Source organism: Bacillus sp. JNUCC-21, from assembly GCF_041222765.1.
Classification (GTDB): domain Bacteria; phylum Bacillota; class Bacilli; order Bacillales; family Bacillaceae; genus Bacillus; species Bacillus velezensis.
Map to the genome: position 1 here is coordinate 1,115,827 of NZ_CP166019.1, position 26,356 is coordinate 1,142,182.

The 26,356-nt window shown below is 47.0% G+C and carries 33 protein-coding genes and 1 riboswitch; of the genes, 21 read left to right on the top strand and 12 right to left on the bottom strand.

What is annotated here, in order from left to right:
- Together JNUCC21_RS05780 and pepF are read left to right on the top strand one after the other, a co-directional pair.
- Complete coding sequence (locus JNUCC21_RS05780; RefSeq protein ID WP_072588980.1) at positions 1–1,161, top strand: competence protein CoiA family protein; 1,161 nt, start codon at positions 1–3, stop codon at positions 1,159–1,161.
- A gap of 227 nt (positions 1,162–1,388) precedes the next feature.
- The gene (pepF, locus tag JNUCC21_RS05785; RefSeq protein WP_094031915.1) at positions 1,389–3,218 is read left to right on the top strand and encodes an oligoendopeptidase F; all 1,830 of its coding nucleotides are present in this window, start codon (positions 1,389–1,391) and stop codon (positions 3,216–3,218) included.
- Between the two features lie 37 nt (positions 3,219–3,255).
- Here pepF and JNUCC21_RS05790 read toward each other — a convergent pair whose 3' ends face one another.
- The 5 genes from JNUCC21_RS05790 to JNUCC21_RS05810 all read right to left on the bottom strand — a co-directional run bounded on the left by JNUCC21_RS05790 (position 3,256) and on the right by JNUCC21_RS05810 (position 6,498).
- The gene (locus JNUCC21_RS05790; RefSeq protein WP_003155026.1) at positions 3,256–3,423 is read right to left on the bottom strand and encodes a hypothetical protein; all 168 of its coding nucleotides are present in this window, start codon (positions 3,421–3,423) and stop codon (positions 3,256–3,258) included.
- A 285-nt stretch (positions 3,424–3,708) separates the two neighbouring features.
- Complete coding sequence (gene spxH / locus JNUCC21_RS05795) at positions 3,709–4,611, bottom strand: protease adaptor protein SpxH (RefSeq protein ID WP_003155024.1); 903 nt, start codon at positions 4,609–4,611, stop codon at positions 3,709–3,711.
- A complete protein-coding gene (locus JNUCC21_RS05800) occupies positions 4,608–5,006 on the bottom strand; it encodes a thiol management oxidoreductase (protein WP_003155023.1) in 399 nt (132 codons plus the stop codon). The genes spxH and JNUCC21_RS05800 overlap by 4 nt, the downstream gene beginning before the upstream one ends.
- A gap of 228 nt (positions 5,007–5,234) precedes the next feature.
- Positions 5,235–5,921, bottom strand: a complete 687-nt coding sequence (locus JNUCC21_RS05805; protein WP_007409105.1) for a lytic transglycosylase domain-containing protein — start codon at positions 5,919–5,921, stop codon at positions 5,235–5,237.
- A gap of 4 nt (positions 5,922–5,925) precedes the next feature.
- Positions 5,926–6,498, bottom strand: a complete 573-nt coding sequence (locus JNUCC21_RS05810; protein ID WP_007409104.1) for a CYTH domain-containing protein — start codon at positions 6,496–6,498, stop codon at positions 5,926–5,928.
- A 124-nt stretch (positions 6,499–6,622) separates the two neighbouring features.
- Here JNUCC21_RS05810 and JNUCC21_RS05815 point away from each other — a divergent pair, with 124 nt between their 5' ends.
- Genes JNUCC21_RS05815 through JNUCC21_RS05830 form a run of 4 tightly spaced genes read left to right on the top strand, consistent with a single transcriptional unit; the run spans position 6,623 to position 9,377 of the window.
- Positions 6,623–6,988: a hypothetical protein gene (locus JNUCC21_RS05815; RefSeq protein WP_003155020.1), complete on the top strand. Its 366-nt coding sequence runs from the start codon at positions 6,623–6,625 to the stop codon at positions 6,986–6,988.
- 27 nt (positions 6,989–7,015) lie between these two features.
- On the top strand, positions 7,016–7,651 hold the full coding sequence (yjbM, locus tag JNUCC21_RS05820; protein WP_007610625.1) for a GTP diphosphokinase: 636 nt from the start codon (positions 7,016–7,018) through the stop codon (positions 7,649–7,651).
- 17 nt (positions 7,652–7,668) lie between these two features.
- Positions 7,669–8,469, top strand: a complete 801-nt coding sequence (locus tag JNUCC21_RS05825; RefSeq protein WP_003155018.1) for an NAD kinase — start codon at positions 7,669–7,671, stop codon at positions 8,467–8,469.
- 14 nt (positions 8,470–8,483) lie between these two features.
- A complete protein-coding gene (locus JNUCC21_RS05830) occupies positions 8,484–9,377 on the top strand; it encodes an RluA family pseudouridine synthase (protein ID WP_369878674.1) in 894 nt (297 codons plus the stop codon).
- A 33-nt stretch (positions 9,378–9,410) separates the two neighbouring features.
- On the opposite strand, the gene prpE is transcribed toward JNUCC21_RS05830, so the two are convergent.
- On the bottom strand, positions 9,411–10,160 hold the full coding sequence (prpE, locus tag JNUCC21_RS05835) for a bis(5'-nucleosyl)-tetraphosphatase PrpE (protein WP_061046900.1): 750 nt from the start codon (positions 10,158–10,160) through the stop codon (positions 9,411–9,413).
- Between the two features lie 228 nt (positions 10,161–10,388).
- Here prpE and JNUCC21_RS05840 point away from each other — a divergent pair, with 228 nt between their 5' ends.
- From JNUCC21_RS05840 to JNUCC21_RS05885, 10 genes are all read left to right on the top strand, one after another.
- Positions 10,389–12,233, top strand: a complete 1,845-nt coding sequence (locus tag JNUCC21_RS05840; RefSeq protein ID WP_025284561.1) for a monovalent cation:proton antiporter family protein — start codon at positions 10,389–10,391, stop codon at positions 12,231–12,233.
- Between the two features lie 53 nt (positions 12,234–12,286).
- Positions 12,287–12,395, top strand: a riboswitch (TPP riboswitch).
- Positions 12,396–12,482: 87 nt separating this feature from the next.
- Positions 12,483–13,190, top strand: coding sequence for a thiaminase II (gene tenA, locus JNUCC21_RS05845; RefSeq protein ID WP_369878813.1), 708 nt, complete (start codon positions 12,483–12,485; stop codon positions 13,188–13,190).
- The gene (gene tenI, locus JNUCC21_RS05850) at positions 13,168–13,785 is read left to right on the top strand and encodes a thiazole tautomerase TenI (protein ID WP_369878675.1); all 618 of its coding nucleotides are present in this window, start codon (positions 13,168–13,170) and stop codon (positions 13,783–13,785) included. The genes tenA and tenI overlap by 23 nt, the downstream gene beginning before the upstream one ends.
- Positions 13,769–14,878: a glycine oxidase ThiO gene (gene thiO / locus JNUCC21_RS05855; RefSeq protein WP_007610647.1), complete on the top strand. Its 1,110-nt coding sequence runs from the start codon at positions 13,769–13,771 to the stop codon at positions 14,876–14,878. The genes tenI and thiO overlap by 17 nt, the downstream gene beginning before the upstream one ends.
- Positions 14,875–15,078, top strand: a complete 204-nt coding sequence (thiS, locus tag JNUCC21_RS05860; protein ID WP_007409096.1) for a sulfur carrier protein ThiS — start codon at positions 14,875–14,877, stop codon at positions 15,076–15,078. Before thiO ends, thiS begins: the two co-directional genes overlap by 4 nt.
- Positions 15,075–15,845, top strand: coding sequence for a thiazole synthase (thiG, locus tag JNUCC21_RS05865; protein ID WP_007610655.1), 771 nt, complete (start codon positions 15,075–15,077; stop codon positions 15,843–15,845). Before thiS ends, thiG begins: the two co-directional genes overlap by 4 nt.
- Entirely contained in the window at positions 15,842–16,852 is a 1,011-nt protein-coding gene (gene thiF, locus JNUCC21_RS05870) for a thiazole biosynthesis adenylyltransferase ThiF (protein ID WP_369878676.1), read from the top strand. Before thiG ends, thiF begins: the two co-directional genes overlap by 4 nt.
- A gap of 22 nt (positions 16,853–16,874) precedes the next feature.
- Positions 16,875–17,687: a bifunctional hydroxymethylpyrimidine kinase/phosphomethylpyrimidine kinase gene (gene thiD / locus JNUCC21_RS05875; protein WP_015417222.1), complete on the top strand. Its 813-nt coding sequence runs from the start codon at positions 16,875–16,877 to the stop codon at positions 17,685–17,687.
- 130 nt (positions 17,688–17,817) lie between these two features.
- Positions 17,818–18,594, top strand: coding sequence for an enoyl-ACP reductase FabI (gene fabI / locus JNUCC21_RS05880; RefSeq protein WP_003155001.1), 777 nt, complete (start codon positions 17,818–17,820; stop codon positions 18,592–18,594).
- 97 nt (positions 18,595–18,691) lie between these two features.
- Positions 18,692–19,300 (top strand): CotO family spore coat protein, encoded by a 609-nt coding sequence (locus JNUCC21_RS05885; RefSeq protein ID WP_007409092.1) that lies wholly within the window; start codon positions 18,692–18,694, stop codon positions 19,298–19,300.
- Positions 19,301–19,357: 57 nt separating this feature from the next.
- Here the strand turns inward: JNUCC21_RS05885 and cotZ are convergent, their stop codons facing one another.
- From cotZ to JNUCC21_RS05910, 5 genes are all read right to left on the bottom strand, one after another.
- Positions 19,358–19,801: a spore coat protein CotZ gene (cotZ, locus tag JNUCC21_RS05890; protein WP_003154997.1), complete on the bottom strand. Its 444-nt coding sequence runs from the start codon at positions 19,799–19,801 to the stop codon at positions 19,358–19,360.
- Positions 19,802–19,946: 145 nt separating this feature from the next.
- Positions 19,947–20,429, bottom strand: a complete 483-nt coding sequence (locus JNUCC21_RS05895) for a CotY/CotZ family spore coat protein (RefSeq protein ID WP_003154995.1) — start codon at positions 20,427–20,429, stop codon at positions 19,947–19,949.
- Positions 20,430–20,579: 150 nt separating this feature from the next.
- Positions 20,580–21,080 (bottom strand): spore coat protein, encoded by a 501-nt coding sequence (locus JNUCC21_RS05900; protein WP_015239583.1) that lies wholly within the window; start codon positions 21,078–21,080, stop codon positions 20,580–20,582.
- A 92-nt stretch (positions 21,081–21,172) separates the two neighbouring features.
- On the bottom strand, positions 21,173–21,487 hold the full coding sequence (locus JNUCC21_RS05905; protein WP_015239584.1) for a hypothetical protein: 315 nt from the start codon (positions 21,485–21,487) through the stop codon (positions 21,173–21,175).
- Positions 21,488–21,524: 37 nt separating this feature from the next.
- Positions 21,525–21,911: a spore coat protein gene (locus tag JNUCC21_RS05910; protein WP_003154992.1), complete on the bottom strand. Its 387-nt coding sequence runs from the start codon at positions 21,909–21,911 to the stop codon at positions 21,525–21,527.
- Between the two features lie 170 nt (positions 21,912–22,081).
- On the opposite strand from JNUCC21_RS05910, the gene JNUCC21_RS05915 reads away from it, so the two are divergent.
- The 4 genes from JNUCC21_RS05915 (at position 22,082) to JNUCC21_RS05930 (ending at position 23,596) form a co-directional block, all read left to right on the top strand.
- The gene (locus tag JNUCC21_RS05915) at positions 22,082–22,438 is read left to right on the top strand and encodes a DUF1360 domain-containing protein (protein WP_015239585.1); all 357 of its coding nucleotides are present in this window, start codon (positions 22,082–22,084) and stop codon (positions 22,436–22,438) included.
- A gap of 286 nt (positions 22,439–22,724) precedes the next feature.
- The gene (locus JNUCC21_RS05920; RefSeq protein ID WP_012117306.1) at positions 22,725–22,922 is read left to right on the top strand and encodes a hypothetical protein; all 198 of its coding nucleotides are present in this window, start codon (positions 22,725–22,727) and stop codon (positions 22,920–22,922) included.
- Positions 22,923–23,013: 91 nt separating this feature from the next.
- The gene (locus tag JNUCC21_RS05925; protein WP_007610678.1) at positions 23,014–23,175 is read left to right on the top strand and encodes a YjcZ family sporulation protein; all 162 of its coding nucleotides are present in this window, start codon (positions 23,014–23,016) and stop codon (positions 23,173–23,175) included.
- A 166-nt stretch (positions 23,176–23,341) separates the two neighbouring features.
- Positions 23,342–23,596, top strand: coding sequence for a stage VI sporulation protein F (locus tag JNUCC21_RS05930; RefSeq protein ID WP_003154986.1), 255 nt, complete (start codon positions 23,342–23,344; stop codon positions 23,594–23,596).
- Between the two features lie 68 nt (positions 23,597–23,664).
- Here the strand turns inward: JNUCC21_RS05930 and JNUCC21_RS05935 are convergent, their stop codons facing one another.
- A complete protein-coding gene (locus JNUCC21_RS05935; protein ID WP_012117308.1) occupies positions 23,665–25,950 on the bottom strand; it encodes an ATP-dependent helicase in 2,286 nt (761 codons plus the stop codon).
- Positions 25,951–26,070: 120 nt separating this feature from the next.
- Between JNUCC21_RS05935 and JNUCC21_RS05940 the strand changes: the two genes are divergently transcribed.
- Entirely contained in the window at positions 26,071–26,325 is a 255-nt protein-coding gene (locus tag JNUCC21_RS05940; RefSeq protein WP_007409082.1) for a hypothetical protein, read from the top strand.
- Positions 26,326–26,356 lie beyond the last annotated feature (31 nt).

Sequence of the window (26,356 nt, forward strand, 5' to 3'; positions counted from 1 at the left end):
ATGTTCAGTGCTGTGACTGCCGACGGACGGCTCATTCAGCTGGCCGGAAGCTATTCAAAGGAAAAAGCGGCGGAGCTGAGAAAGAAACGCTGGTTCTGCCCCGTTTGCGAAAGTGAGCTTGATATCAAACTGGGACGGGAGAAACTGCCGCACTTCGCTCATAAAAAAAGCAGGCTGTGTCCGGGGGAATCCGAACCTGAAAGCGAATACCATCTGGAAGGAAAAAGGCAGCTTTTTCTCTGGCTAAAGACACAAGGGTGCAGCGTCAGCCTGGAACCGTATCTGACTTCCGCTGGACAGCGGCCTGACTTGACGGCGGAAAGCGGAGAAGAGAGGCTGGCTTTTGAATTTCAATGTGCGAACCTTTCGGCGGACTCTTTAAAGAGCCGGACGGCAGGCCTGAAAAACGCCGGGTACCGGCCGGTCTGGATCATCGGGGCAAAACGGTTAAAACGGATGGCCGCGCAATTTTTCCGGCTTTCTGCTTTTCACTGGCAGTTCTTTGCAGTCCATTCATTTTCCTCTTTAATGTTTTACTGTCCCGACGCCCGCTCCTTTTACAGGCTGCATTCCATCACTCCGTTTTACACCGGCTATTCTTATGCCGGCTTAACCACAATCCCTCTTCATAAAGCAAACCTGAAAGACATATGTCATCCGGAAGGGCGGCACAGCGTCAGACTTCCCTCGTGGGGACGTGCCGTAGCCGGCTTCCGAAACAAAAGCGGGCGGTTTTTATCTGAAGATGCCGGTCTTATCCGGCGTCTTTTTTACGAAAGACATCAGGTCGCATTTCCATTTCTCCCCTCTGAAGTGTTTATTCCCGTTTCAGCGGGCTTTGTGTTTGCAAGTCCCGTTTTTGTGTGGCAGAGCCATTTATACTTGCGGCTTGCGGAACTTTCTAAAAAAGGCGCGCCGATCCGATTATCCGGCATGGTTCATGATTTGCGGCAAAAAATCAGGCGTAAGGAGATCCGGATGCGGTATGGTTCACAAGATAGCCTTATCAGAATGGCGGTAAAACAATATGCTGATTTCTTATGCTTGCAGGATTTTTTAAGGGAAATTGAGAATGAAGTATATATGCCCTCATCTCAACGGAAGCTCCCTCAAACGGCAGAAGAGCTGCGCCGGCGGGATCTGCTCTTTTTTGGGGAATGAGAATGCTTCATTTCGTTCACCCTAACGTCAAGGTGGTGGCGAATGTGAGGGGCGTACAAGCAGTTTGTTTTCGTTTTTTCACTGTATTATTGGTATGCTCGGTCTTATATGCCGCATATGATTTGACAAAAGGCAGTGAAAAGCCGGAAGATAATCACAACACAAGTTTTTGGAGAAACAATCGTTTTTTCAATTGGCTTGAAGTAAAGAAAACGAGGGGGATCACCATGACTGAGGAAAATAAAGCAGCACAGCTGCCTGACAGAAGTGAAGTAAAGGCAGAGCATACATGGAGACTAGAGGATATTTTTCCTAGTGATGAGGCCTGGAATAAAGAATTTCAAGCAGTTAAAGAATTAATCCCGAATTTATCTTCTTTTAAAGGCACGCTTGCTCATTCGGCTGATAATTTATACGCGGCGCTTACGGCACAGGATGAAGTGACGAACCGCCTTGGGAAACTTTATGCATACGCGCATATGCGCTCAGACCAGGATACGGGAAATTCTTTCTACCAAGGGCTGAACGACAAAGCCGCAAGCCTGTATTCCCAGGCTGCCAGCGCGACTGCTTACATTGAACCGGAAATTCTGGCGATTCAGGAGGACAAGCTGCACCAGTTTATTCTGGAAAAAGAGGAGCTTAAACTTTACTCCCATGCAATTGAAGAAATTACAAAACAGCGTCCGCACGTGCTGAGCGAACAAGAAGAGGCCCTGCTTGCGGAAGCCTCAGAAGCGCTGTCGTCGCCTTCCAATACATTCAGTGTTTTAAATAACGCCGATATTACGTTTCCGTCGATTAAAGATGAAAACGGCAAGGAAACTCAAATCACACACGGCAACTTTATTAATTTCCTGGAAAGCAGCAATCGTGAAGTCCGCAAAAACGCATTTGAAGCCGTATATAAAACATACGGACAGTATAAAAACACGATGGCGACTACACTCAGCGGCACTGTGAAAAAAGATAATTTTTACGCCCGTGTGAAAAAGTATAAATCAGCACGGGAAGCGGCTTTATCCAATAACAGCATCCCTGAAGAAGTTTACGATAACCTTATTAAAACGATCAATAAACATCTTCCGTTATTACACCGTTACATTGACCTGCGGAAAAAGGTTCTCGGCCTTGATGAAGTCCATATTTATGACCTTTACACACCGCTTGTAAAAGATTCGGGAATGAAGGTCACATATGAGGAAGCGAAAGAGTATATGCTCAAAGGACTTGCTCCGCTGGGCGAGGAATACGCGTCTATTTTAAAAGAAGGACTTGAAAACCGCTGGGTCGATATATACGAAAATAAAGGAAAACGCAGCGGTGCTTATTCGTCCGGTACATACGGCACGAATCCGTACATCTTGATGAACTGGCATGACAATGTCAATAATCTGTTTACGCTCGTTCACGAGTTCGGCCATTCCGTGCACAGCTACTATACGAGAAAATATCAGCCGTATCCGTACGGTAACTACAGCATTTTTGTCGCTGAAGTCGCTTCAACGACCAATGAAGCGCTGCTCGGTGAATATATGCTGAACAGCTTAAAGGATGAAAAACAGCGTCTGTACCTGCTCAACCATATGCTTGAAGGATTCAGAGGCACAGTGTTCAGACAGACGATGTTCGCTGAATTTGAGCATCTGATTCATACGAAAGCGCAGGAAGGCGAGCCGCTAACGCCTGAACTGCTGAACGAACTTTATTATGATCTGAATAAAAAGTATTTCGGTGACAACATGGTGATTGATAAAGAAATCAGTCTGGAATGGTCAAGAATTCCGCATTTTTATTACAATTATTATGTGTATCAATATGCGACAGGCTACAGTGCGGCCCAAGCGCTGAGCAGCCAGATCTTAAAAGAAGGCAAGCCTGCGGTGGAGCGCTACACCGAATTCTTAAAAGCGGGAAGCTCGGAATATCCGATCGACATACTGAAAAAAGCGGGAGTCGATATGACATCGCCTGAACCGATCGAGGCGGCCTGCAAAATGTTTGAAGAGAAACTGAACGAAATGGAAGAGCTTCTTTCGAAAGTGAACCCTTCGTAGTTCAAAAAAGCCTGTGCATAAGATGCGCAGGCTTTTTCTAAAACCCTTTAAACGTTTTTCTGTGATTCAGCCGATACAGGGCAAACAATATGGACAGAAACAGCAGGGGAGATGTAATGTAAATCGGCAGCATGTGCATCATGGCCAGCAGGTTTAAAAAGAAGAAAAACACAATCATTCCGATGATCAATACGGTGCGGAGCATTGATTTCCCTCCTTGTTTTTCATTGATATATTCTATGAAAACAAGCAGTCAGTTATGTTTTGTGACAAAAATATGAACATTAATCTTATGGCTTGTCAAAACTCGACAAGATTTGATATGATAAGGATGTGAAATTGATCACAAACAAACATTACCCCTTTGTTTGACCGTGAAAAATTTCTCCCATCCCCTTTGTTGTCGTTAAGACATATGAAACCGCGCTTATCCCGGCGCGGTTTCTTTATTTGCACAAAAAAAGCCGGCTCCGTAAGGAATCAGCTTTTTTTAATGATCACAACAGGTGACATCCTCCTGGGTGCCGGCCAGAGATTTCCAAAACAGACCGTGCTTTGCTTCCACTCTGGCGACCTTTTTGGCGAATGCCAGTTTTTTCATTTCTTTTTCAACTTCTTCTAGACTCAAATCATAAACGAGTGCGATTTCTTTCGATGCGACAAACCGAAAATATTCAATGAAACATTCCAAAGGCGGCGTTTCAGAAGGCTTCGGTTCATCCCCGAGCATTTCGAATAAGATCTCTTCGTATACGTCATAAGAATAGTTGCCGGGAACCTTCAGCCCTTCATCATCATGCAGGCTGTTAAAGAACGTCAATGTCGGGTTGACGGTGACGTCCATTTCCGCCGCGATTTTCATATCGCACTGAAGCGCTTTTACCGCGCTTTGCGAATGGAGGTCGCGCTTGAATTCTTCAACATCCAATTTCGTCTTTTCGGCAATCTCTAAAAGAACGTCTTCATCCGTAATATTCTGCTTGGAAACAAACAGGCTTTCCTGCATGCTGCGGAGAAACAGAATGCCCGCTTTTCTTCCCTGCAGTTCGGCCGCTTTTAAAGCGAGTGCGGCAAGGTAGGGCGATGAAAGAGGCTGATCCTGCTCAAGCCAAAGGCTTCCGTCACAGGGCATCCCGGAACGGTTCGCAATTTTTTCCCAAGCTTCGGCAAGGAGGTGTTTTTTCCGCTTTTGCTTATTCAGCGATGTAATGCTCGCGGAAACAATGATCCGCAGCGTAAAAAAACGTCCGTATTTGATTTTTAATTTTTTTATGGCGGGCTCCAGCGACCAGCATTCAGGACATAAAGGGTCGACAAACATGTAAATTTCGAGCGGTTTTTTTGGATGTCCGTGGCAATGGGCGAAGTATTGCTCATGCTGATAATTCGTCAATATGATCGATCCTCCGCTTCTGACTGGTTTACCATATGCCTGGCCGTCAGTTCCAGACGCCCGTACAGAAATTCACGAATATCGCCCTCCAGCCCGACCTGATCCATCGCTTTGCTCATACAGCTTAGCCACGCATCAGCCCTCTCGTCCGTAATCGGAAAGGGGAGATGCCTTGCCCTGAGCATGGGATGTCCGTGCTCTTCAGTATAAAGAGGAGGTCCGCCCAAATACTGGGTTAAAAATTGCTTTTGTTTTCTGGCCGTTTCAGTCAAATCACTTGGAAATATCGGCTTCAGCAAGGGATGAGACGAGACACGCTCATAAAAAGTATCAACAAGTTGCGATAGAAGTTCCTCTCCAATCGCTTCATATGGTGCGTTAAACGATTGTCCCATGTTGACTACTCCTTTATATGGCTAATAGGAATCATAATTCCCATTGCGAATTTATCTTTCAGTTTTACTATCTTCAGTTACTGTATATTTTAGCAATAACATTTTATTTCTACAAACAAAGTGCCTTTCTGTCAGGCGCTTGTATTTCATATCATATCACATCGCCTTCATTCATGTGTAAGATTTCACTCCGCAAAAAAACCAGAGGGCGAAGGAAGCCTCTCTGGTTTACGCGTAATACTGTTTGGTTATGTTTTTGACATATTGCTGTGTTTCCTTAAACGGCGGAATGCCTCCGTACCGATCTACGTTGCCGGGGCCTGCGTTGTAGGCGGCTAACGCCAGAGATACATTTCCGTCGTATTTCGTGAGCATCTGCTTTAGGTACTTTGTGCCGCCCTCAGCGTTCTGGACGGGATCAAGCGGGTTTGACACCCCGAGTGATTCTGCCGTGGAAGGCATGAGCTGCATCAGTCCCATTGCCCCCGCACCGCTGACCGCTTTCGGATTAAAGCCTGATTCCTGTTTAATAACCGCGCGGATCAGCTTTTCGTCCACTCCGTATTTTTCGGCCGCTTTCTGAATGGCGCTGTCTATTGAAAAGTTTCCGGTGCTGATATCAGAAGCCGCATCCGGAGACTTTATGCCCGGGGAAGCGGTCTGTGAAGCAGCCGCGGAGCCGGATGAAACGGGAATTCTCGGTGAATATGAAGCGTGAGCGGTCCGCACACCGTTTAAAATTCCCGATTCCGGCTGCTGCCGGACGGCTGTGTCCGTATACTGGCTGAGCAGCGCGCTGAAATTTGCAAGCGGGCTTTCTGAAGATTGTCCGCCTGAAGCCGTGCTTGTATGAGAGATTGATTGCAGCGCCATTGATTGCAGCTGGAGAAGGGCCGCCCAATTCGTGATATTCACTGTGTCATTCCACCTTTTTTTGTTTCTGTTCATAAAAACGCTGTATTTTATTTTTCGTGATCCGCTCTGGGATGCCGAATTGCTTGAGCAATTGTTCAAACGCCCGTTTTCCTTCATCCCAGTCAGCAGCTTCGAATTCCAATTCAAAGTCTTCTTTCTCTAAATATCGGCTGTGATCTAAAATGATTAAGCCTTTTTCTGATTCTTTTTCCGCGCGTGCGGTCGACAGCGTCCCGAAATAGCAAATGTGTTCTGAGTTGATTCCGAGACCTTCCAGCTGACGTTTGACGGGGCCATCCGGAATCTTGAAGACGTCAAGATCAAATGCCGCAAGCTCTTGGTGGGTTTCCAGCAGACCGACCGCGGCAGGCTCTTTTAACGTCAGAACGAACGCGCCGTCTTTTTCTCGGATGCGGAGTGCTGATTTTTTTTGTTTCAGGGAAAAATCTTTCGTGTCGAAATAATGATTGACCTGCTGTTTAAAATCATGTTCTTTCATGCAGAGTGCTTCACTCAGCTTCAGAAATTCTGATTTTGTCAGCAGGTTTTTGAATTCAATTTCTATTTCTTGGGTCATGACAGTCTTCCTTTCAGGACGAAAAATTGTATAATTCCCATTATCTCTTTAGAGGTTACGTTTATCAATATCGACCTTGATATGATAAAATAAATGCTGTACTTTGTTAAAAAAGGAGAACATTATGCAAAAGAGAATTGAAATCCAAAATGCATCATTAACAGAAGACGCGCTCCGCTTGAAGTGCGGAGAGGACTTAAGCGGAGCGGAACGCAAAGCCTCAGGTCAAATGCTTGTTGATTCCGATCACTTTGCTTTTGTATACATACTTGAATCAGCTGACTCTTTTGAATATGTCATTATAAAAGAACATATCTGGCCGGATCTGAAAGAAGCCTTAGACCAAAGAAAACCGGCGGTCCTTGAGGCCGGCGGAAAAACGGTTGAACTTTCAGGGCTGCATGAAGAACTCGATTATCTTCTTGAAAATATTAAAGATAATGCAAACTACGGAGATATGGAAGAAAAAGTGAAAAGCGTATTTCTTTAGAACAGGTTCGGAATTGGGGGATGTACGATGGATGACAAACAATGGGAGCAATTTCTAGCGCCATACCGCCAGGCTGTTGAAGAATTAAAGGTGAAGCTGAAAGGCGTCAGAACCCTTTATGAGTATGAAGATGACCACTCACCGATTGAGTTTGTGACAGGCCGCGTGAAGCCGGTGGCGAGCATACTTGAAAAAGCGAGACGAAAAAGCATACCGCTTCATCAGATTGAAACGATGCAGGATATCGCGGGGCTGCGTATTATGTGCCAATTTGTCGATGATATCCAGATCGTCAAAAATATGCTGTTTGCCAGAAAAGATTTTACCGTTGTCGATAAGCGGGATTACATAGCAGAGCATAAGGAAAGCGGATATCGGTCTTACCACCTTGTCGTTTTATATCCTTTACAAACAACGTCCGGAGAAAAGCACGTTCTTGTGGAAATACAGATTCGGACGCTTGCCATGAACTTTTGGGCAACCATTGAGCATTCACTGAATTACAAATACAGCGGGAACATTCCCGAAAAAGTAAAGCTGAGGCTGCAGCGGGCCTCAGAAGCCGCATCCCGGCTCGATGAAGAAATGTCAGAAATCCGCGGAGAAATCCAGGAAGCCCAAGCCGCGTTCTCGCGAAAGAAAAAAGCGGGAGACCACCAGTAGGAAAGGAGGGGAATGGCATGAAATTTGCCGTTTCTTCAAAAGGAGACGAGGTTTCAGATACACTGAAAAGCAAAATACAGGCGTATTTACTCGATTTTGATATGACCTTGGATGAAAAAGAGCCGGAAATCGTGATTTCCGTCGGCGGTGACGGAACGCTTCTTTACGCATTTCACAGGTACAGCGACCGTCTCGATAAAACGGCGTTTGTCGGAGTTCACACGGGGCATTTGGGTTTTTATGCCGATTGGGTTCCGCAGGAGATAGAAAAGCTCGTTCTGGCCATTGCCAAAACGCCGTATCATACCGTGGAGTATCCCCTTCTTGAGGTGATTGTCACTTATCATGATGAAGAGCGTGAGGAGCGGTATCTGGCTTTGAACGAATGTACGATCAAAAGCATAGAAGGCAGTCTCGTCGCTGACGTGGAAATTAAAGGCCAGCTGTTTGAAACGTTCAGGGGGGACGGTTTATGTCTGTCCACGCCTTCCGGAAGCACGGCTTATAATAAGGCGTTAGGCGGCGCGATCATCCACCCTTCCATCAGAGCGATTCAGCTTGCAGAAATGGCATCCATCAACAACAGAGTGTTCAGGACTGTCGGCTCGCCGCTTTTGCTTCCCGATCATCATAACTGTGTCATCAAACCGAGAAACGACGTCGACTTTCAAGTCACAATTGATCATTTAACCTTGCTGCATAAGGATGTCAAGTCCATTCTATGCCGTGTGGCAAATGAAAAAGTCAGATTTGCAAGATTCCGTCCTTTTCCGTTTTGGAAAAGGGTGCAGGATTCCTTTATCGGAAAAGGCGAATAGAAAGAGGAAACGGATTGGACAACTTTTTTATCCAAAAGAACATGACTGCCCGGGAAGCCGGCATGACGGTAAAAGAATATACGGCTCTGCTCGGCATTTCAAAGCGGCTTCTCGCTGACATTAAATTCGGCGGGGGAGACCTGCTTGTGAACGGAGAGCATGTAACCGTCCGCGCCGTGTTAGCGGAAGGAGACGTGCTTAAGATTGAATTTCCGAAGGAGCATGTGAGTGAAACGCTTGTGCCTGAGCCGGTTCCGCTTGATATTCTTTATGAAGATGACCATGTGCTTGTGGTCAATAAACAGCCGTATGTCTCCTCAATTCCATCAAGAGAACACCCGTCGGAGAGCATCGCTAACGGAGTGATCAGCCACTACCGAAAAAGCGGCGTACAATCAACGGTTCATCTTGTCACCCGCCTTGACAGGGATACATCGGGGGCGATGCTGATCGCCAAACATCGGCTTTCCCATTCTCTTTTGTCGGCAGCACAGAAAAAGGGGCTTGTCAGCAGGCGGTATCTCGCTGTCGTACACGGGATCATGCCTCAGAAGGAAGGAACGGTGGACGCGCCCATCGGAAGAAAACACGACAGTATTATTGAGCGGATGGTAACGCCGGAGGGACAACGAGCGGTGACGCATTTTCAAACGGAAAAAGCGGGACATGCGTTTACGCTTGCAGCCCTGCGGCTGGAAACGGGGCGGACGCATCAAATCCGGGTGCACATGAGCTACCTCGGCCACCCGTTAGTCGGTGATACACTGTACGGCGGAAAAAATGAGGGAATTGCGCGGCAGGCTCTTCACAGTGAGCGGCTTTCATTCGTACACCCCATGACCGGAAAAACGCTCGTTTTTCACGCTCCGGTGCCTGACGATATGAAAACATTAATTGAACAAATGTAAAGCCCGAACCGTTTGCCGGTTTCGGGCTTTTTTTCATGCCTGCCTTCCGTGATCCTCGCGAAATCGTGAGGCATCATAGGGCATTGAGCTTTCCACAGAGACGGTTTCATGCTCCGGAAAGCGAAAGCCTGTCAGTTGATTGCCGAAGACGCATCCTGTATCAATGTTGATTGTACGGTTGACGATCCGGGGACGTTTTACCGGGGTATGGCCGTAAACAATCCATGCCTTGCCTTCATAAGCGGCGGCCCAGTCTCTTCTGACGGGTCTGCCGTCGGGATACGTTTCACCCGTGATATCGCCGTACAGAACAAATTCTTTTACCTTACGCGAGTATTTACCGATATCGTCAGCTTTTATGCCGGCGTGGGCGACAACGAGATCGCCATTATGTAAAATGTCATAAAGCGGCGCTGACTCATATAATCGGATAAATTGTCTGGAGACTTCCGTTCTGTCGGCGGGAGACAGCTCTTTCAGTTCGGCTGCCGTCGTTTCCAGTCCGTGCATCACCTTTACGGGGTTTCCTTTTAAGTAACGGTACAGTTTGTTGCAATGATTTCCCGGGACATAACGGACGGCTCCTTTTTCATATGCTTTTGCCACAAAACGCATCACTTCTACGGATTTTGGGCCTCTGTCCGTTAAATCCCCCGCAAAGACAAGCGTCCTGCCTTCAGAGTGAACGGGCGTTCCGTCTTTCACTTCATATCCGAGCTTTTGTATTAACGCGATCATTTCGTCATAACATCCGTGTATATCGCTGATGATGTCATAAGCCATTCGTGTCTGCCTCCTTATTAACGGTTTTTTATTTATTATGCGGCTAATTCCTATACCTAATTACGCTGTTTTTGCACAAATTAAAAAAAGAATTAAAGAAATAAAGCCTTATCACTTTTTTTTCGCGTTCAGCCTTGTTAGAATATGCGTTATGTTTTTAAAAAAAAGTAAGGTTTCGCCCGCTTTAAGCGGGCTTTTATAACCCTTGTTTTAAGGAGGTATTTACGAATGGAACACACATCAGTCGCATCTTTAGTCGTCGTTCTGATCGTCGCTTTTTTGACGCCGCTCCTTTTACATCGGTTTAAGCTCAGCATCCCCGTCGTCGTCGCGGAGATCATCATGGGGCTTATTATCGGAAAAAGCGGCCTGAATCTTGTCGTTCAGGGAGACACGTGGCTGGAGACGCTGTCTGTTCTCGGCTTTATCTTTTTAATGTTTTTAAGCGGCTTGGAAATTGATTTTTCTTCATTTGAGAAAGGGAAGAAAAAACAATTCCTTCCGAATGGCAAGGAAGCGCCCAACACGTTTTCTGCCGCACTGATTATCTTTTTCGGCATCTTTATTTTATCATTGCTGCTGTCCTATGCCTTTGTATTAGCCGGTTTTATTCAAAACGCATTTTTAATGACGCTTATTATTTCGACGATATCACTCGGTGTGGTGGTCCCGACTTTAAAGGAAGAACGGATCATGAACTCCAATATCGGCCAGATCATCCTGCTTGTCGCCGTTATCGCGGACTTGGCTACGATGATTCTGCTCGCTTTCTTCTCTTCTCTTTACGGAGAAGACAGCGGAAATATGTGGCTTCTGTTGATTCTCTTTGCCGCGGGGGTCGTGCTGTATTTCTTCGGCAGGATCTTTAAACACCGTTCATTTGTGCAGTCGATGTCTAAAGGCACCGTGCAGATCGGCACGAGAGCCATTTTCACACTGATTATCGTGCTTGTCGCTTTATCGGAATCTCTCGGGGCGGAAAATATTCTCGGCGCGTTTTTGGCAGGCGTTCTGGTATCGCTTCTGTCTCCGAATAAAGAAATGGTGGAACAGCTGGATTCATTCGGCTACGGGTTTTTAATTCCGATCTTTTTCGTCATGGTCGGGGTGAAATTGGACATTTGGACGCTTTTCCAAGATCCGAAAACATTAACGATGATTCCGCTGCTTCTGCTTGCGCTGTTTATCAGCAAAATGTTTCCGGTGTTTTATTTAAAGAAATGGTATGACAAAAGAACCGTGTTTGCTTCGGGCTTTTTGCTGACGTCCACGCTGTCTCTTGTTATCGCGGCGGCTACGATCGGAGAAAGGCTCCACATTATCAGCGCCAATATGTCCGGCGCGCTGACTTTAGTTGCGGTTATTGCCAGCATCATCACGCCGATCGGCTTTAAGAAATTATACAAACGGCAAAGTGCGCCGCAGGAAAAAAAGCGCATTACATTTATCGGCGCCAACCAAATGACACTTCCGGTTACGCTGGAATTGCCCGATGAGGAATATGAAGTACGGGTCGTCCATGTGTATCAGGAAAATGCCGGGGAAACGCTTGCGGAATCCGTTTTTTCGGTTGACACGATTTCTGATTACGAGCCCGGCACGCTTGAGTCGCACGGTATTTTCAAAACGGATATTCTTGTCGTGGCGACGGGAAATGAAGATGTGAACGCCGAAATCGCCTTAATAGCGAAAGAGAAAGGGACTGAGCGTATCATCGCAAGCGTCGGCTCGGTTGAGCATGAAACAAAACTGAAAGAAGAGGGCATCAGTATTTTTTCTATCCTTCTGTCTACAAAGACGCTCTTGCGCGCATTAATTGAGGCGCCGGGCGTGATGAGCCTCCTGACGAATGAGGAGTCTTCGTTATATCAGATCAATCTGGAAAACCCGGCGTATAACGGCATCATTCTGCGGGAATTTCCGCTGATGGGCGATGTGATTTTCGTCCGGATTTTCAGAGGTGTGGACAGCATCGTTCCGCACGGAGACACGCGGCTGAAAACAGGAGACCGTCTCATCGTCACGGGCTCGCGCAACTACGTGTCGGAACTGAGAAAAATCCTTGAAGCTTGACCAAATTGCAATTCGTGATAATATAGAAGGCATAACAAATAAATCATTAATCGTATGACCACTAGGGGTGTCCTTCATAAGGGCTGAGATAAAAGTGAGACTTTTAGACCCTCATAACTTGAACAGGTTCAGACCTGCGTAGGGAAGTGGAGCGGTATTTTTTTGGGGTTCCTTTTATCCATTTAAATTCCAAACCACTTTTCCGATGCGGGAAAGTGGTTTTTTTATTTTATCAGGGGGGAAGACATGATGACATTTTCTGAAGAATGCAGACAGGCGGCTGCCGAATGGTGGCACGGAAGTTTTGTTCATCCGTTTGTAACGGGAATCGGTGACGGAAGCCTGCCGATAGACCGTTTCAGCTATTACGTGCTGCAAGATTCCTACTATTTGACGCATTTTGCAAAAGTTCAGGCGTTCGGCGCCGCATATGCCGAAGACTTGTTTACGACGGGCAGGATGGCGGGCCACGCTCAAGGGACATATGAAGCGGAAATGGCGCTGCACCGCGAGTTTACGGAGCTTTTAGGGATTACGGAAGAAGAGCGTGCGGCATTTAAACCGGCACCGACCGCCTATTCTTATACGTCTCATATGTACAGATCGGTGATGAGCGGGAATTTTGGAGAAATATTAGCTGCGCTTCTGCCCTGTTATTGGCTTTATTATGAAGTCGGCGAACACTTAAAAGAGTGCAAACCGGAGCATCCGATTTATGAAAAATGGATCGGTACATACGGCGGAGACTGGTTCAGACAGCAGGTCGAAGAACAGATCAGCCGTTTTGATGAGATTGCTGAAAACAGCACAGAGGACATCCGCGCGAAAATGAAAGAGAATTTTGTGATTTCAAGCTATTATGAATATCAATTTTGGGGAATGGCTTATCAAAAAGAAGGCTGGTCCGAGAAGGATGGAAAAGAGGTGGAATCTTTTGGAGCTGCACGCGGTAACTGATAATCGCAAACCCGTTGCCGAGCTGGCCGAGGATATTCTTTCGATTCAGCGCGAAGTAAGCTTTATCCATATCCGTGAGCGGGATAAAACAGCGGGAGAAATCATGCAGCTTTTGTCCCTTTTGAAAAAGGGCGGTGCGGATAAGGACAAATTGATCATCAATGACAGGGCGGATATCGCGCTTTTTGCCAACATACACCGTGTTCAGCTTCCGTCCCGCAGCTTTTCCGTAAAGCAGGTGCGAAGCAGATTTCCCCATCTTCATATCGGACGTTCGGTTCATTCGCTGAAAGAAGCCATCCAAGCTGAAAAGGAAGATGCGGATTATGTGGTGTTCGGCCATGTATTTGAAACCGAATGTAAACAGGGACTTGAAGCAAGAGGCATCAGCATGCTTTCAGAGATCAAACGCACGCTTTCCATCCCCGTCATCGCAATCGGCGGAATGACACTGCAGACGATCGGACACACAAAGCAGGCGAAACCGGACGGAATTGCCGTCATGTCAGGTATTTTCTCAGCTGAAAATCCCGAGGAGGCGGCAAAACGGTATGCACGCGCGGTAAGGGAGGCCGATTATGAAGAAGCACTATGATACGGCGGTTATCGGCGGCGGAATTATCGGGTGCGCCATTTCTTATGAGCTGGCGAAGACGCAGCAAAACGTTGTCTTGTTTGAAGCCGGAGAAGTCGGCCGAAAAACGACAAGCGCTGCCGCGGGAATGCTGGGCGCTCATGCGGAATGCGAAAACCGGGATGCGTTTTTTGATTTTGCCATGCACAGTCAAAGGCTGTATGAAGCGGCGGGGCAAGAGCTTGAGGAAGCTTGCGGCATTGACATCAGGCGCCATAGCGGCGGAATGCTTAAACTGGCGTATACCGAAGAAGATATCGCCCGTCTACGGAAGATGGATGATCTGCCTTCCGTCACTTGGCTTTCAGCGGAAGGTGCCCTTGAAAAAGAGCCTTACGCTTCTAAAGACATTCTCGGCGCAAGTTTTATAAAAGACGATATCCATGTCGAACCGTACTATGTTTGCAAAGCGTATGCAAAAGGAGCGCGATGCTATGGCGCTGATATATATGAGCATACACAAGTCACCTCCGTAAAACGGGTGAACGGAGAATATTGCATCACAACGTCCGGCGGGGATGTTTACGCTGACAAAGTCGCAGTTGCAAGCGGGGTATGGAGCGGCCGGTTTTTCAGCCAGCTCGGCTTGGGACAGCCTTTTTTTCCTGTGAAAGGAGAATGCCTTTCCGTGTGGAATGACGATACCCCGCTGACCAAAACCCTTTACCATGATCATTGTTATGTCGTCCCGAGAAAAAGCGGCCGGCTTGTCATCGGCGCCACGATGAAACAGGGTGACTGGAGCGATACGCCTGACATCGGAGGAATTGAGGCTGTCATTGCAAAAGCGAAAACCATGCTTCCCGCCATCGAACATATGAAAATAGACCGGTTTTGGGCGGGCCTCAGGCCGGGAACAAGAGACGGAAAGCCGTTTATCGGGCGGCATCCTGAAGACAGCGGCATCATTTTCGCCGCCGGCCATTTTCGGAACGGCATCCTGTTGGCGCCGGCAACGGCTGAAATGGTGCGGGATATAATCTTGGGGCAACAAGTCAAACAGGAATGGGAAGAAGCGTTTCGAATTGATCGCAAGGAGGCTGTTCATATATGATCCTTCAGCTGAACGGAAAACAAATTGATTGGAATCGAAATGAGGGGACGGTTCAGGATTTGCTTGAATCGTACCAGCTTGATCAAAGAATCGTAGTTGTGGAGAGAAATAAAGAAATCATTGAAAAAAAGAATTATGAAAATACAAGTTTGTGTGACCGCGATGTCATAGAAATTGTCCATTTTGTAGGAGGCGGATGAGGATGTTAACAATAGGCGGAAAACAGTTTCAGTCAAGATTGCTGTTAGGAACGGGAAAATATCCGAGTTTTGAGATTCAGAAAGAGGCGGTGGCTGTCTCCGAATCAGATATTTTAACTTTTGCGGTGCGGCGGATGAACATCTTTGAAGAGTCTCAGCCTAACTTTCTCGAACAGCTTGATTTGTCTAAATACACGCTTCTGCCGAATACGGCCGGCGCCGCAACGGCTGAAGAGGCGGTCCGAATCGCAAGGCTTGCCAAAGCTTCAGGGCTTTGTGACATGATAAAAGTAGAAGTCATCGGATGCAGCCGGTCACTTTTGCCTGATCCGGTTGAAACGCTGAAAGCATCAGAACAGCTGCTCGAAGAGGGATTTATCGTGCTTCCGTATACGTCAGATGATGTCGTGCTCGCAAGACGTCTTGAGGAGCTCGGAGTGCATGCCATTATGCCGGGCGCTTCGCCGATCGGTTCCGGTCAGGGAATTTTAAATCCGCTGAATCTTTCCTTTATCATTGAACAGGCGAAGGTGCCGGTCATTGTCGATGCCGGTGTCGGATCTTCAAAAGACGCCGCCTACGCGATGGAGCTCGGGGCTGACGGCGTGCTGTTAAATACCGCTGTGTCAGGCGCTGATGATCCGGTCAAAATGGCCAGGGCGATGAAGCTTGCCGTAGAAGCGGGCCGCCTTTCTTATGAAGCCGGGAGAATTCCGGTGAAAGATTACGGAACTGCAAGCAGTCCGCGAGACGGTCTTCCGGTATGACGGACAGATATTCCAGACAGGAGCTGTTTCAGCCGATCGGTCCCTCCGGCCAAGAGAAGCTCCGGTCGTCTCATGCCGTGATTATCGGCGCGGGTGCGCTTGGGACGGCAAGTGCGGAGATGCTTGTCAGAGCAGGGGTCGGGAAGGTAACGATCGCTGACAGAGATTATGTGGAGTGGAGTAATCTCCAGCGCCAGCAGCTTTATACCGAAGAAGATGTCAGACAGGAAATGCCGAAAGCCGCGGCGGCTGAAAAACGGCTTCGATCTATAAATAGTGATGTAGAGGTCGAGGGATTTGTCATGGATGTCACTGCGGAAAACGCACCCGGATTGATTCGTGGCGCCTCCCTCATCGTGGATGCCGCTGACAACTTTGAAACGAGGCTGATTGTGAATGATGCGGCTGTACAGAAAGGGATTCCCTTTCTGTACGGCGCCTGTGTCGGCAGCTACGGGCTCTCTTTTACCGTCATTCCCGGTGTCACGCCGTGCCTTCACTGTCTGCTTGAGACATTGCCTTTAGGCGGTATGACATGCGATACGGCGGGAATCATCAGCCCGGCTGTATTGCAGACGGCCGTTTTTCAGGCAGCAGATGCGCTGAAGCTGTTAACGGGCGGATCTATCGAGCATGTTCTCCGTTCCTTTGATTTATGGAAAAATGAACGGTCAGAAATAAACGTCGCCCGTCTTAAGTCGGCTGATTGCCCAAGCTGCGGCACAAACGATTATCCGTTTTTATCCTATGAAAATCAGACAAAAGCGGCGGTTCTGTGCGGGCGGAACACGGTGCAGATCAGAGCGGGGATCTCTGAACAGTTTGATCTGCAAAAACTTGCGGGACAGCTCAGACGGACAGGGCTTGATGTTTCAGCCAACCCGTATTTAATTTCGTTTTGCAAAGACAATTTCAAGATGGTACTGTTTCGTGACGGCAGAGCATTAATACACGGCACAAGTGATATCAGCAGAGCGAAATCCTTTTATCATAAATGGATCGGATAATGCGAAAGGAGAGAAAAACATCATGAGCATATGCAAAGCATTGACGATTGCCGGATCAGATTCAGGAGGCGGCGCCGGTATACAGGCGGATCTCAAAACCTTTCAGGAGCTCGGCGTTTTCGGGATGTCAGCCATTACAGCGGTAACCGCCCAGAACACTTTGGGCGTTCACGGCATTTATCCGCTCACCCGGGAAGCGCTGGGCAGCCAGATTGACGCGGTGGCGGAAGATTTGCGGCCTGACGCTGTAAAAACGGGAATGCTGTGGAGCGCAGAAATGATTGCGGAAATTGCGGAAAAAACGGATCAGTACGGGCTTGATCATGTCATCACCGACCCCGTCATGATTGCCAAAGGAGGCGCTTCCCTGCTGCGTGAGGAATCTCAGGCCGCGTTAAAAGAGCTGTTAATTCCGCGCAGCTATGCGGTGACGCCGAATGTTCCGGAAGCTGAGGTATTGACGGGAATGGAAATCCGCACGTTTGAGGACCGGAAAAAAGCGGCCGAACGCCTTTGCAAGCTTGGTGCAAAGCATGTCATCATAAAAGGCGGACACCAGCCTGAACAAGGGAGGATCGTTGATTTATTATTTGACGGTTCGTCTTTTACCCAAATCAGCCACGCCTATATTGACACCAAACACACCCACGGAACAGGCTGCACGTTCGCAGCCGCGCTGACGGCGGAAACGGCAAAGGGGAAAAACATTCAGACCGCCTTTGAGACAGCCGTCAATTTTGTGCGGGAAGCCGTGGAACATACGCTCGGCATTGGAGAGGGACACGGCCCGACCAATCATTTTGCCTTTAAAAGGAACAGTCTGCAGACGAGATAAAAAAGAGACCGCTTCAACATCCGCGGTCTTTTTCCCATGCTTTCAATCTGGACAAGGTTATGATATGATAAAAATTAAGATCAGGTACTAAAACTATGTCTTTAAGACGATTACAGGAGGCTTTATACATATGAATTTCTCACTTGAAGGCCGCAACATCGTTGTGATGGGCGTTGCCAATAAACGCAGTATCGCATGGGGAATCGCCCGTTCGCTGCATGAAGCCGGAGCGCGCCTCATTTTCACTTACGCGGGAGAGCGCTTGGAAAAATCAGTTCATGACCTTGCGGCTACATTAGAAAGAAATGATTCCATCATCCTTCCGTGTGATGTGACAAATGACGCTGAGATCGAAACTTGCTTTGCGAGCATTAAAGAGCAGGTCGGCGTGATTCACGGCATCGCGCACTGCATCGCGTTCGCAAACAAAGAAGAGCTTGTCGGCGAATATTTAAATACGAACCGCGAAGGATTCCTTCTTGCGCATAACATCAGTTCTTACTCTCTGACAGCGGTCGCAAAAGCGGCGCGTCCGATTATGACTGAAGGCGGAAGCATCGTTACACTCACTTACCTCGGCGGAGAGCGCGTCGTTTCAAACTATAACGTAATGGGTGTGGCAAAAGCGTCTCTTGATGCGAGCGTCAGATATTTAGCCGCTGACTTAGGAAAAGAAAACATCCGCGTCAACAGCATTTCAGCAGGACCGATCCGTACGCTGTCTGCAAAAGGAATCAGTGATTTCAACTCCATCCTGAAAGAAATTGAAGAGCGCGCGCCGCTGCGCCGTACGACAACACCTGAAGAAGTGGGCGACACGGCTGCATTCTTGTTCAGTGACCTGTCAAGAGGCATCACGGGCGAAAATCTTCACGTTGATTCAGGATTCCATATTACCGCACGTTAAATAACAAGCAGTCCCTTTCAGGGATTGCTTTTTTCTTTCTTCTGATTTTAATCATTCCGTCATATAAATAAAACATGACAGAATCGGAGGGATGAAGATGTCAAAACAAAACAGAAACGCGGAAAAAAAACCGCTCATGTATATTGTTCAGGCGGATTATTCAGACACGCAATCATCAATGCAGGACATATTAATCAAAAAAAGGAAAGCGCCTCAGCCGCCGGAAGAAGAGCCGATGCATGGAAAGCGGGAGGAAGAATGTCAAACTCAGCCTGAAGGAGCAGTGGCTGTCGAACCAGAAAAGCAAGTACCTGAACAGCACAGCCGCGCAGAAGAAGCCGTTCAAGAAGTTCCGGCGCAAGCAGAGCAGGACACTGCCAAGCCTGACGCCGCTAAAAAAGAGCCTGATGCCGCTGAAAAAGAGCCTGAAGCGGTTCACAATGCCGCCCCAGAGGAAAAGGTTCCGCCAAAGCGCGTGAAAAAGCCGATGAGCAGAATGTCCATTCTTGAAAAAATTGATTTCTTAACGAAGCTGCCGCATAATATGCCGCGGACCCTTTGTCTGATAGAAGCCAACGGGAAAACCTACAGAGGCGTAATCGTCGGCAGAAAAAATAATGCGATCTTCCTGCGGACGACAAGCAACGGAGCGCCGGCAGAACTCGCAATAGACGATATTACCTCGCTGCATCCGCTTGGATTTTAACCATACAAAAAGCTGCCTGAATTCTTAATCCGGCAGCTTATTTTTATGCTTTTTGATTTAAGAATGTGTGCGGTTGATCAGTCTCGGGTTCAGGCAATTAATGGCGCAGAAGCTATGGAGATCGACTTCAACGCAATAGTTCGTTTTTTCTAAACGGAATACATCGCAGAGAGAGTCTTTATCTGTAAAATCAAGAATGTGCTTATGCTCGTCAAAAGCAATAAGCAGGCTTAATGTGGCACAGCCGTCACAGACCCTTTCAACTCTGAAAAAAACGGTGTTAAAACACGGACCGTTATCCAGCTCGCCGACATTTCCGAATGCGGTAAACGGTGATGATTTAGAAGTGAAAAGCACAAACGGCACTGTATCGCCTAATGAAAAACCCGGCGATAAAAGGTTGGAATAGCATCCGGCCGGGCAATCTTCCTCGACCGCATTTTGCAGGTCTTCAATATTTTCTACCGCTTCACGCACACAGTATGTTGTATGCTTGCTCATAATATCCCTCCTGACTTCACGTTTTATATACCGGATTAAACGATATCGGAGAGTCAGCCGCCCGGAAATCCGGGCGGGCTGATGATTGCATCTGTAATAGAAGGTTGGAAGGGGATTCTTCTTTAGGAAAGATGCGAATCAATGACTATCCGTGATGCTTTTTCTCTTTGTGCGGCTCAGGCCGGTCAACAAGCTCCGGTGAAAGGCATTGAATGGCGCTGAAGCAGCTCAGATCAACTTCAATGCAAAAATCTGTTTTTTCTAAACCGAAGAAATCCGGGTCACAAGGATGGCAGACGCTGAGGGTGTCGCCGTGCACATCTACGGGGCGCAATACTGAAAGCGTTGCGCAGCAATCACAAACTCTTTCTGCCCGGAAGAAAATAGACTCGAAGCACTGGCTGTCATCCGCAAAGCCTCCGACGTTCCCGAATGTGGAGAACAAACCGCCTTTTTTATCAAACAAGAGAAACGGGATGGTATCTTTACCGGTAACCGTCGGGCTTAACAGATTGGTATAGCATCCAGTCGGGCATTGTTCTTCAACAGCCTCTTGTTCTGCTAAAATCTTCTCGACTGCATCGCATACACAACTTTCATCTCGGCCATGGTGTTTTCCGCAGCTCATGGATTTCAGCTCCTTCTTTTAGGGTATTTGACTTTTGTCTTTAACAACATATGTACGCGAGCCTCACTTGGTGTGGGTGAACGTCTATATATTCATCATATGCGGAGAAAATAAGAAAAAGCAGAGCATTTTTAGCTCTGCTTTTTCTTTTTAGAGGACAAGGGTGATGACTAAGACAGCAATCAGTAAATTTGTCGCTGTTGAGATCAACACTGCGATATCGGCATCTACTGTTGTCACGTTTACGCCGCGGGAGTTTTCGATGAGCAGTTTTTGACGGTTGATTTGTTTGTTAGCTGTTAGCTGCAGTAAGTCTTGTGCGACCAATTCAGCGATGACTCCGTCAGCGATTGAAGTGAGAGTGGCCGTTACGACTGCTGCATTAATCGCTGTCATGACTGAAGCGACTGCTTGAACGTCTGTTGACGTTACGTTAATATCACAAGAGTCTCTGATAATAATCGCTTCTTCAGAAACTTGTTTGTTGATATTCGCTTGAGCAAGGTCTTGGTCAAGGAAGGCATTATCTTCGCCAAATCCATGTCCGTTACAGCAAACATTACATCTTCTGCCTTCTTTTTCTTCTTTTTCTTCTCGCGGATGTTCGCATTCAGGATCAAGTGCAACCCAAGAGTATGGTCTGCTTTCCATATCTATTCCTCCTTTTCTTTTACTATTATTAAATGAGCCGGCCCCTTACTTTGACTCAGGCATCTATCCTGATAAAAATCACTATTTTTTAGTTATTGACCGGGATTTTGGCGTCTTTGCCGGAGCTGTTCGATTAATTGTTCTCTGCGGGTTTGCGGATTGGTCTGCTGATCTTGCGCTTTTTCCTGCTCTTTTTTCTGTTTCTGGCTTTCAAGAAAAGCTTCTGTTTTTGCCTGCATGTCTTTGACTAATGCGATCAGCATTTCTTTTTCTTCATCAGGAATTTCCCGCATTTTATCTTTTGTCACGCCGTGTTTTTTGAAGACATTGCTGACAAGCACCTTTAAAAGCGGATCCACTTCTGGTAGATTTTCGAGTTCTTTTTTTAATTTTTCGTTATCTGCCATTTGTTCTCACCTCTATTTAAATATTTGAAAAGAAAGGTTAAAGGATGTCTAGTTCAGCAAAAAGTATATTTAATAATTGAAACAAAATTTGTACAAAGGCCATAATATCGTCTGCAGTCAGTGTGATTTTAATATTGCGGCTGTTCAGGACTTGAATGACGGTCCTCTTTTTTATTTGGCAATCATCCAGGATCAGCAGTTCGGTTGCTATTTGGTCGGCTGTGTCTTCATCTGCGATCGCGAGCTGTGTCGCGAGGATAATCGCCGTAGTAACTGAGGCTTGTATAGAAAGAGCGGCCGTTATATGTGTTGTATCTATTGTGACATTTTCGCAATCAATCACTTCGATCGTCTGCTCGAATTCGTTGGATAATTGTTCGTATATTTGCGGTTGCAGTGTTTCGACTTTTTCTTCAAACGACATAACCTTCACTCCTTTCTCATTCATACTTTATATAATGCAAATGAAACGCCGAGCGGAATAAGAAAAACAACTAAACCGCACCTATTTTTTTACCGGACAAGGTGCGATTCATGAAGATCAGGGTTTTCGCATATGTATAAAGAGGTCAAGTTTTGAAAAGGAGTGAACAGGTGGTTATCAATTGGCTTTCATTTATTCTGTTATCGTTTGCCGTTTTCCGGCTGGCCAGGCTTTTCGTATTTGACACCATTATGGCGCCGCTTCGGAGCCTTTTTCACGAGGAAAAAACAGAAACCGCACCCGACGGCACGACAGAAACCTACATTGTCATAAAAGGAAAAGGCATCAGGGCATTTATCGGTGAACTTCTCAGCTGCTACTGGTGTACGGGCGTGTGGTGTGCCGCCTTTTTAATTGCGGTCCAGATTGTGGTACCCGAGGCTGCGCAATGGCTGATTTTGCTGTTAGCCATAGCCGGCGCGGCCGGGATCATTGAAGCTGCGGTTTCTCGTCTTCTGCAGGAATAAGGCGGTTCCACCAGCAACTTACCGTCACCTTCGGCATAAACTGGCATATATGACATAAGGAAAGGAAGGATCACCATGAGTCAATCAAGCAAACCTTCCCAACATTCTCCATACAAATCAACTGTGCATCAGCCTTACGAAAAAAAAATCAAGAAAAAAGGCTGCGGCTGCGGCCAAAAGAAAAAACCGAAATAGCCTTTTTCTAAAAAACCGGAACTTCCGGTTTTTTTGTTTTTTGCCGAACGCCGGCCTCTGTTCGGCATAGATCATAGGAGGAGGGGATGTTATGAATATATTTGAATCATTCATAAACGGTAAATACCGCCGGCACAATCAAAACCAGCGGGAGCATGACAAATATATCTTATCTATTGAAAAACAGCTGTCTGAGTTTGATGAAGCGGGATCGCGCTTTGAGGAATGGATAGATGTGTTTGCCGCCGAAACAGAAGCAAAACTGAAGAAAAATGAGCATTCTCACTAAAATGAATGAAATCCGCACCGGCCCTATGCATTTATCCAAGCCAAACAAGTCGGCTCACATAGAGTATAGAGAGTAAAGGAGGTGCTTAGATATGGGATTCGGATATGGCGGATTCGGCGGCGGCTACGGCGGTTATGGCGGCTGCGGCGGATACGGAGGCGGCTATGTCGGAGGCGGATACGGCTCAACATTTGTTCTTGTTGTCGTATTGTTCATCCTTCTGATCATTGTCGGTGCATCCTTTTTTGGCTAAACCTTAGCAAGACCTTGGATAAGCGCGGGACCGTTCAGTCCCGTGCTTCCCTGATGTATGAAGGAGTATAGAGACGGGGCACTCGGAATTTTTTCCTTGTCTTACGGGCACATGTTCCGCTCTTTATTCATACAATATCGTATTACTCCACAAAAGGAGGCACACCATGGATAATCAATTTTTCAAAAATATTGAGAAGAAAACAGGCGTCAGCATGAAGGATGTCATGAACCTTGCAGGATCATTGCAAAATGCCAATTTCAAAGATGAAAACACGGTGAGAGGCGTCATTCAGAAGGTGTCCCAGCTGGCTAACAAGCGTGTTCCGAAAGAATTGGAAGACAAAATCGTTCAATCTATTACAAGCGGTAAAGAGAAACTTGATTTTGGCACCATTTCTAAAATGCTGAACAATAAATAGGCGTCAGCCGGCCTTGCTAAAAAGGCCTTTTTATGTGAGAAGAACCCGGCAGTGATCTGCCGGGTTCTTTATATCCTGAGTGCGCTCCGTCTGTCCGTCCGAAGAAGGGGCTCGAGAAATCTTGAGCTGCGCGCTGTTTTTCCCCGCCTGTACGCGGGACAAGATACATATAAATGCTGCATGGCCCTTGTCATTGCGACATACAGAAGCCGTCTTTCTTCTTCGAGCGGAGCGGGATCGCCCTGTCTCGCCGTCTCAAGCGCGAAGTCATGGGGGATCGAGCCGTCAGCCGCGCCTAAAATATAGACCGTATTGAATTCAAGACCTTTAGAGCGGTGAATGGTCAGCAGTTCGACGCCGTTTTCATCGGTTTTCAGATTCTCAGCGGCGCGCATATGATCGACATGCGCAAGAAAATCGGGAATGGTTTTGAATTTTTTGGCGGCCACTTTGACATCCCTGAGATCATCAGAGCCTTTTTCCAGTTTGTTTCCCTCATTGCCCCGTTTTTTTAAATACTCGGAAAAACCCATTTTGCTTTCTGCAAAGGTGATGGCTTCAACCGGCTTCATTGTCCGGATGCTTGCGAAAAACGGAACGATCTGCTTGATCTTCCCTATTTGAAAAGGCTTCAGGTCAGGCAGTTTCGTCAGTGCCTTAATCATCGTGCAATCTTCCGTAATTGACAGCGCCTTTAACGTTTGCAGGGCGGATTGCTTTAAAAATAAGGCGGGCAGCAGGTCTTTCACCGCATCCGGATCATCTTCATTCTGACTCGCATATAAGTAGGCGAGGATCTGGCGTACGATTCTGCGGCTGTAGAACGTCTGCACGCCCCTGTCGGCATGGTAAGGAATCGATGATTGATGCAGTCTTTCATAAATGGCCCGTCCGGCGCTGTTTGTCCGGTAAAGTACGGCAAAATCGTCAGGACTCGCCCCGTTTTGAATCTTCTCTTTCATATCCGAAACGATCATGGTCGCTTCTTCTTCTTCATCGTAAGGATAAAACATCACGGGATTGTGAACGCCGTCTTTGACGGCAGAAAGTGTTTTTTCATACCGTTTTTTATTTTTCTTTACGACGGCATGAGCGCTTGAGACGATCGGATGCGGCGATCGGTAATTTGCCGTTAAGTAAATGGTCTTTGCTGCCGGATAATCCTTTTGAAAATCAAGAATGAAAGACGGGCTGCTGCCGCGGAACGCATAAATGGATTGGTCGTCATCACCCACGCAGCACAGGTTATTCTCTGGGCTTGCGATCATTTGCATAATGTTGTACTGGACAGGATTGATATCTTGAAACTCATCAATCAAAATATGAGAAAATCTGTTTTGGTACTGCGCGAGAATATCAGGCCGGCTTTGAAACAGTTCATAACAGCCTTGGGCCATGTCATCAAAATCAAATTGCCGTTTTTCCCGCTTCTGCCGTTCGTAATGTTCGTAGAGCCTGTACACTTTTTTCTCCCAGTCGTCCGCAAGCGGAATGGTCTCATGGGGGAGATACGTGTTTTTCCAGCAGCCGATAAGCTGAAGCGCCTGGTCGACGGGAAACTCTTTTTCATCCAAATTTTCTTCATAGAGCGCTTTTTTCACATATTGCTCTTTTTGCCACTCCATTTTTAAAAGCTGGCTGCCGTTCCATTTTGAAGAATCATAATGATAGAGTATTTTATAGAAAAAACTGTGGAATGTTCCGGTCACGAGACGGGAGACTTTTCCGGCTGCCAGACCGTACTCATTTGCCATCCGCTCTTTCATTTCGGCGACGGCTTTTGTCGTAAAGGTCACAAGCAGCATATTTTCAGGTGAAATGCCGAGGTGTTCAATCATATGGGCGGCGCGTGCTGTCAGCACCCTTGTTTTTCCGCTTCCCGCTCCGGCAAGCACTAATAAAGGCCCGTCCGTTTCAGTAACTGCCTTCATCTGTTCACGGTTCAGGCCGATGCCGGGGAACAAAGATGTATCAGCCGCCTCGGATGTTGGTGAAAACGGTTCGGCCGCAGGCACTTTTTTCGGGCTTTTCCATTCTGAGACGATCGGTTTCGGATTCTCTGAAATCGCTTTTCCTTTCGGCAGGCGGAACATGCCGGCTTCCTTATACTCTTCTTTTTCTTTCTCCGCTTGTGGTTCCTCGGCCGCGCATGCTTTTTCACAGGCGGTGAAGTCTCCCTTTTGCCGGTGATAAAATGCCGGCTGCTCTAAAATCGAAAGCCGCATCAAGACGGGCTGCTCACAATGTGCGCAAAAAATATTTCCTTTCTGAGCTTCTTCAAAAAGGAATTGGTAATGTTCTCTAGAATATGTATGTAAATGTATCGTTCGGTTATTCAGTCGGGCGCATTTCAAAAAGGGGTCCTCCCATTAAAAGGTGTTCATCCATTTGATAGACAAAGAATATCATAACAAAAGAACAGCGTTTCAAAAAGTAAGATTAAGGGAAATGAAAAGCGAAGGGGAGGGGTACATATGATTTATGCAGGACGGATTCAAAACCAGCAGTATTCTCAATACGCAAACCGGGCAGCGGGTTATAAGTCTGATTATGCCGGCATTACGAAAGCGGCCGCCCTTGCCAATGACAGGGTGTACAGAGAGGTGGAGCGCCGCCAGGAAAACACCGCAGCCGCAGAAAAGAAAGTACATGAGGAAAAACGTAAGCGCTCTCTTTCCCGTCTGCCGCAAATCATGGGAAAAGGCCGGTTGATAAATCAATACGTGTGAAAAAGCCCGGTTATATCCGGGTTTTTTTGAG

Coding starts and splice junctions, on each gene's coding strand:
- JNUCC21_RS05840 (WP_025284561.1), top strand. CDS start 10,389: ATGGAACACACATCAGTCGCATCTTTAGTCGTCGTTCTGATCGTCGCT.
- tenA (WP_369878813.1), top strand. CDS start 12,483: ATGACATTTTCTGAAGAATGCAGACAGGCGGCTGCCGAATGGTGGCAC.
- prpE (WP_061046900.1), bottom strand. CDS start 10,160: ATGGCTTATGACATCATCAGCGATATACACGGATGTTATGACGAAATG.
- JNUCC21_RS05925 (WP_007610678.1), top strand. CDS start 23,014: ATGGGATTCGGATATGGCGGATTCGGCGGCGGCTACGGCGGTTATGGC.
- JNUCC21_RS05895 (WP_003154995.1), bottom strand. CDS start 20,429: ATGAGCTGCGGAAAACACCATGGCCGAGATGAAAGTTGTGTATGCGAT.
- JNUCC21_RS05790 (WP_003155026.1), bottom strand. CDS start 3,423: ATGCTCCGCACCGTATTGATCATCGGAATGATTGTGTTTTTCTTCTTT.
- JNUCC21_RS05780 (WP_072588980.1), top strand. CDS start 1: ATGTTCAGTGCTGTGACTGCCGACGGACGGCTCATTCAGCTGGCCGGA.
- thiD (WP_015417222.1), top strand. CDS start 16,875: ATGAGCATATGCAAAGCATTGACGATTGCCGGATCAGATTCAGGAGGC.
- JNUCC21_RS05940 (WP_007409082.1), top strand. CDS start 26,071: ATGATTTATGCAGGACGGATTCAAAACCAGCAGTATTCTCAATACGCA.
- JNUCC21_RS05885 (WP_007409092.1), top strand. CDS start 18,692: ATGTCAAAACAAAACAGAAACGCGGAAAAAAAACCGCTCATGTATATT.
- cotZ (WP_003154997.1), bottom strand. CDS start 19,801: ATGAGCAAGCATACAACATACTGTGTGCGTGAAGCGGTAGAAAATATT.
- JNUCC21_RS05800 (WP_003155023.1), bottom strand. CDS start 5,006: ATGGGACAATCGTTTAACGCACCATATGAAGCGATTGGAGAGGAACTT.
- JNUCC21_RS05815 (WP_003155020.1), top strand. CDS start 6,623: ATGCAAAAGAGAATTGAAATCCAAAATGCATCATTAACAGAAGACGCG.
- JNUCC21_RS05910 (WP_003154992.1), bottom strand. CDS start 21,911: ATGTCGTTTGAAGAAAAAGTCGAAACACTGCAACCGCAAATATACGAA.
- JNUCC21_RS05905 (WP_015239584.1), bottom strand. CDS start 21,487: ATGGCAGATAACGAAAAATTAAAAAAAGAACTCGAAAATCTACCAGAA.
- thiS (WP_007409096.1), top strand. CDS start 14,875: ATGATCCTTCAGCTGAACGGAAAACAAATTGATTGGAATCGAAATGAG.
- thiG (WP_007610655.1), top strand. CDS start 15,075: ATGAGGATGTTAACAATAGGCGGAAAACAGTTTCAGTCAAGATTGCTG.
- yjbM (WP_007610625.1), top strand. CDS start 7,016: ATGGATGACAAACAATGGGAGCAATTTCTAGCGCCATACCGCCAGGCT.
- thiF (WP_369878676.1), top strand. CDS start 15,842: ATGACGGACAGATATTCCAGACAGGAGCTGTTTCAGCCGATCGGTCCC.
- fabI (WP_003155001.1), top strand. CDS start 17,818: ATGAATTTCTCACTTGAAGGCCGCAACATCGTTGTGATGGGCGTTGCC.
- pepF (WP_094031915.1), top strand. CDS start 1,389: ATGACTGAGGAAAATAAAGCAGCACAGCTGCCTGACAGAAGTGAAGTA.
- JNUCC21_RS05810 (WP_007409104.1), bottom strand. CDS start 6,498: ATGACCCAAGAAATAGAAATTGAATTCAAAAACCTGCTGACAAAATCA.
- JNUCC21_RS05900 (WP_015239583.1), bottom strand. CDS start 21,080: ATGGAAAGCAGACCATACTCTTGGGTTGCACTTGATCCTGAATGCGAA.
- thiO (WP_007610647.1), top strand. CDS start 13,769: ATGAAGAAGCACTATGATACGGCGGTTATCGGCGGCGGAATTATCGGG.
- JNUCC21_RS05825 (WP_003155018.1), top strand. CDS start 7,669: ATGAAATTTGCCGTTTCTTCAAAAGGAGACGAGGTTTCAGATACACTG.
- JNUCC21_RS05920 (WP_012117306.1), top strand. CDS start 22,725: ATGAATATATTTGAATCATTCATAAACGGTAAATACCGCCGGCACAAT.
- JNUCC21_RS05930 (WP_003154986.1), top strand. CDS start 23,342: ATGGATAATCAATTTTTCAAAAATATTGAGAAGAAAACAGGCGTCAGC.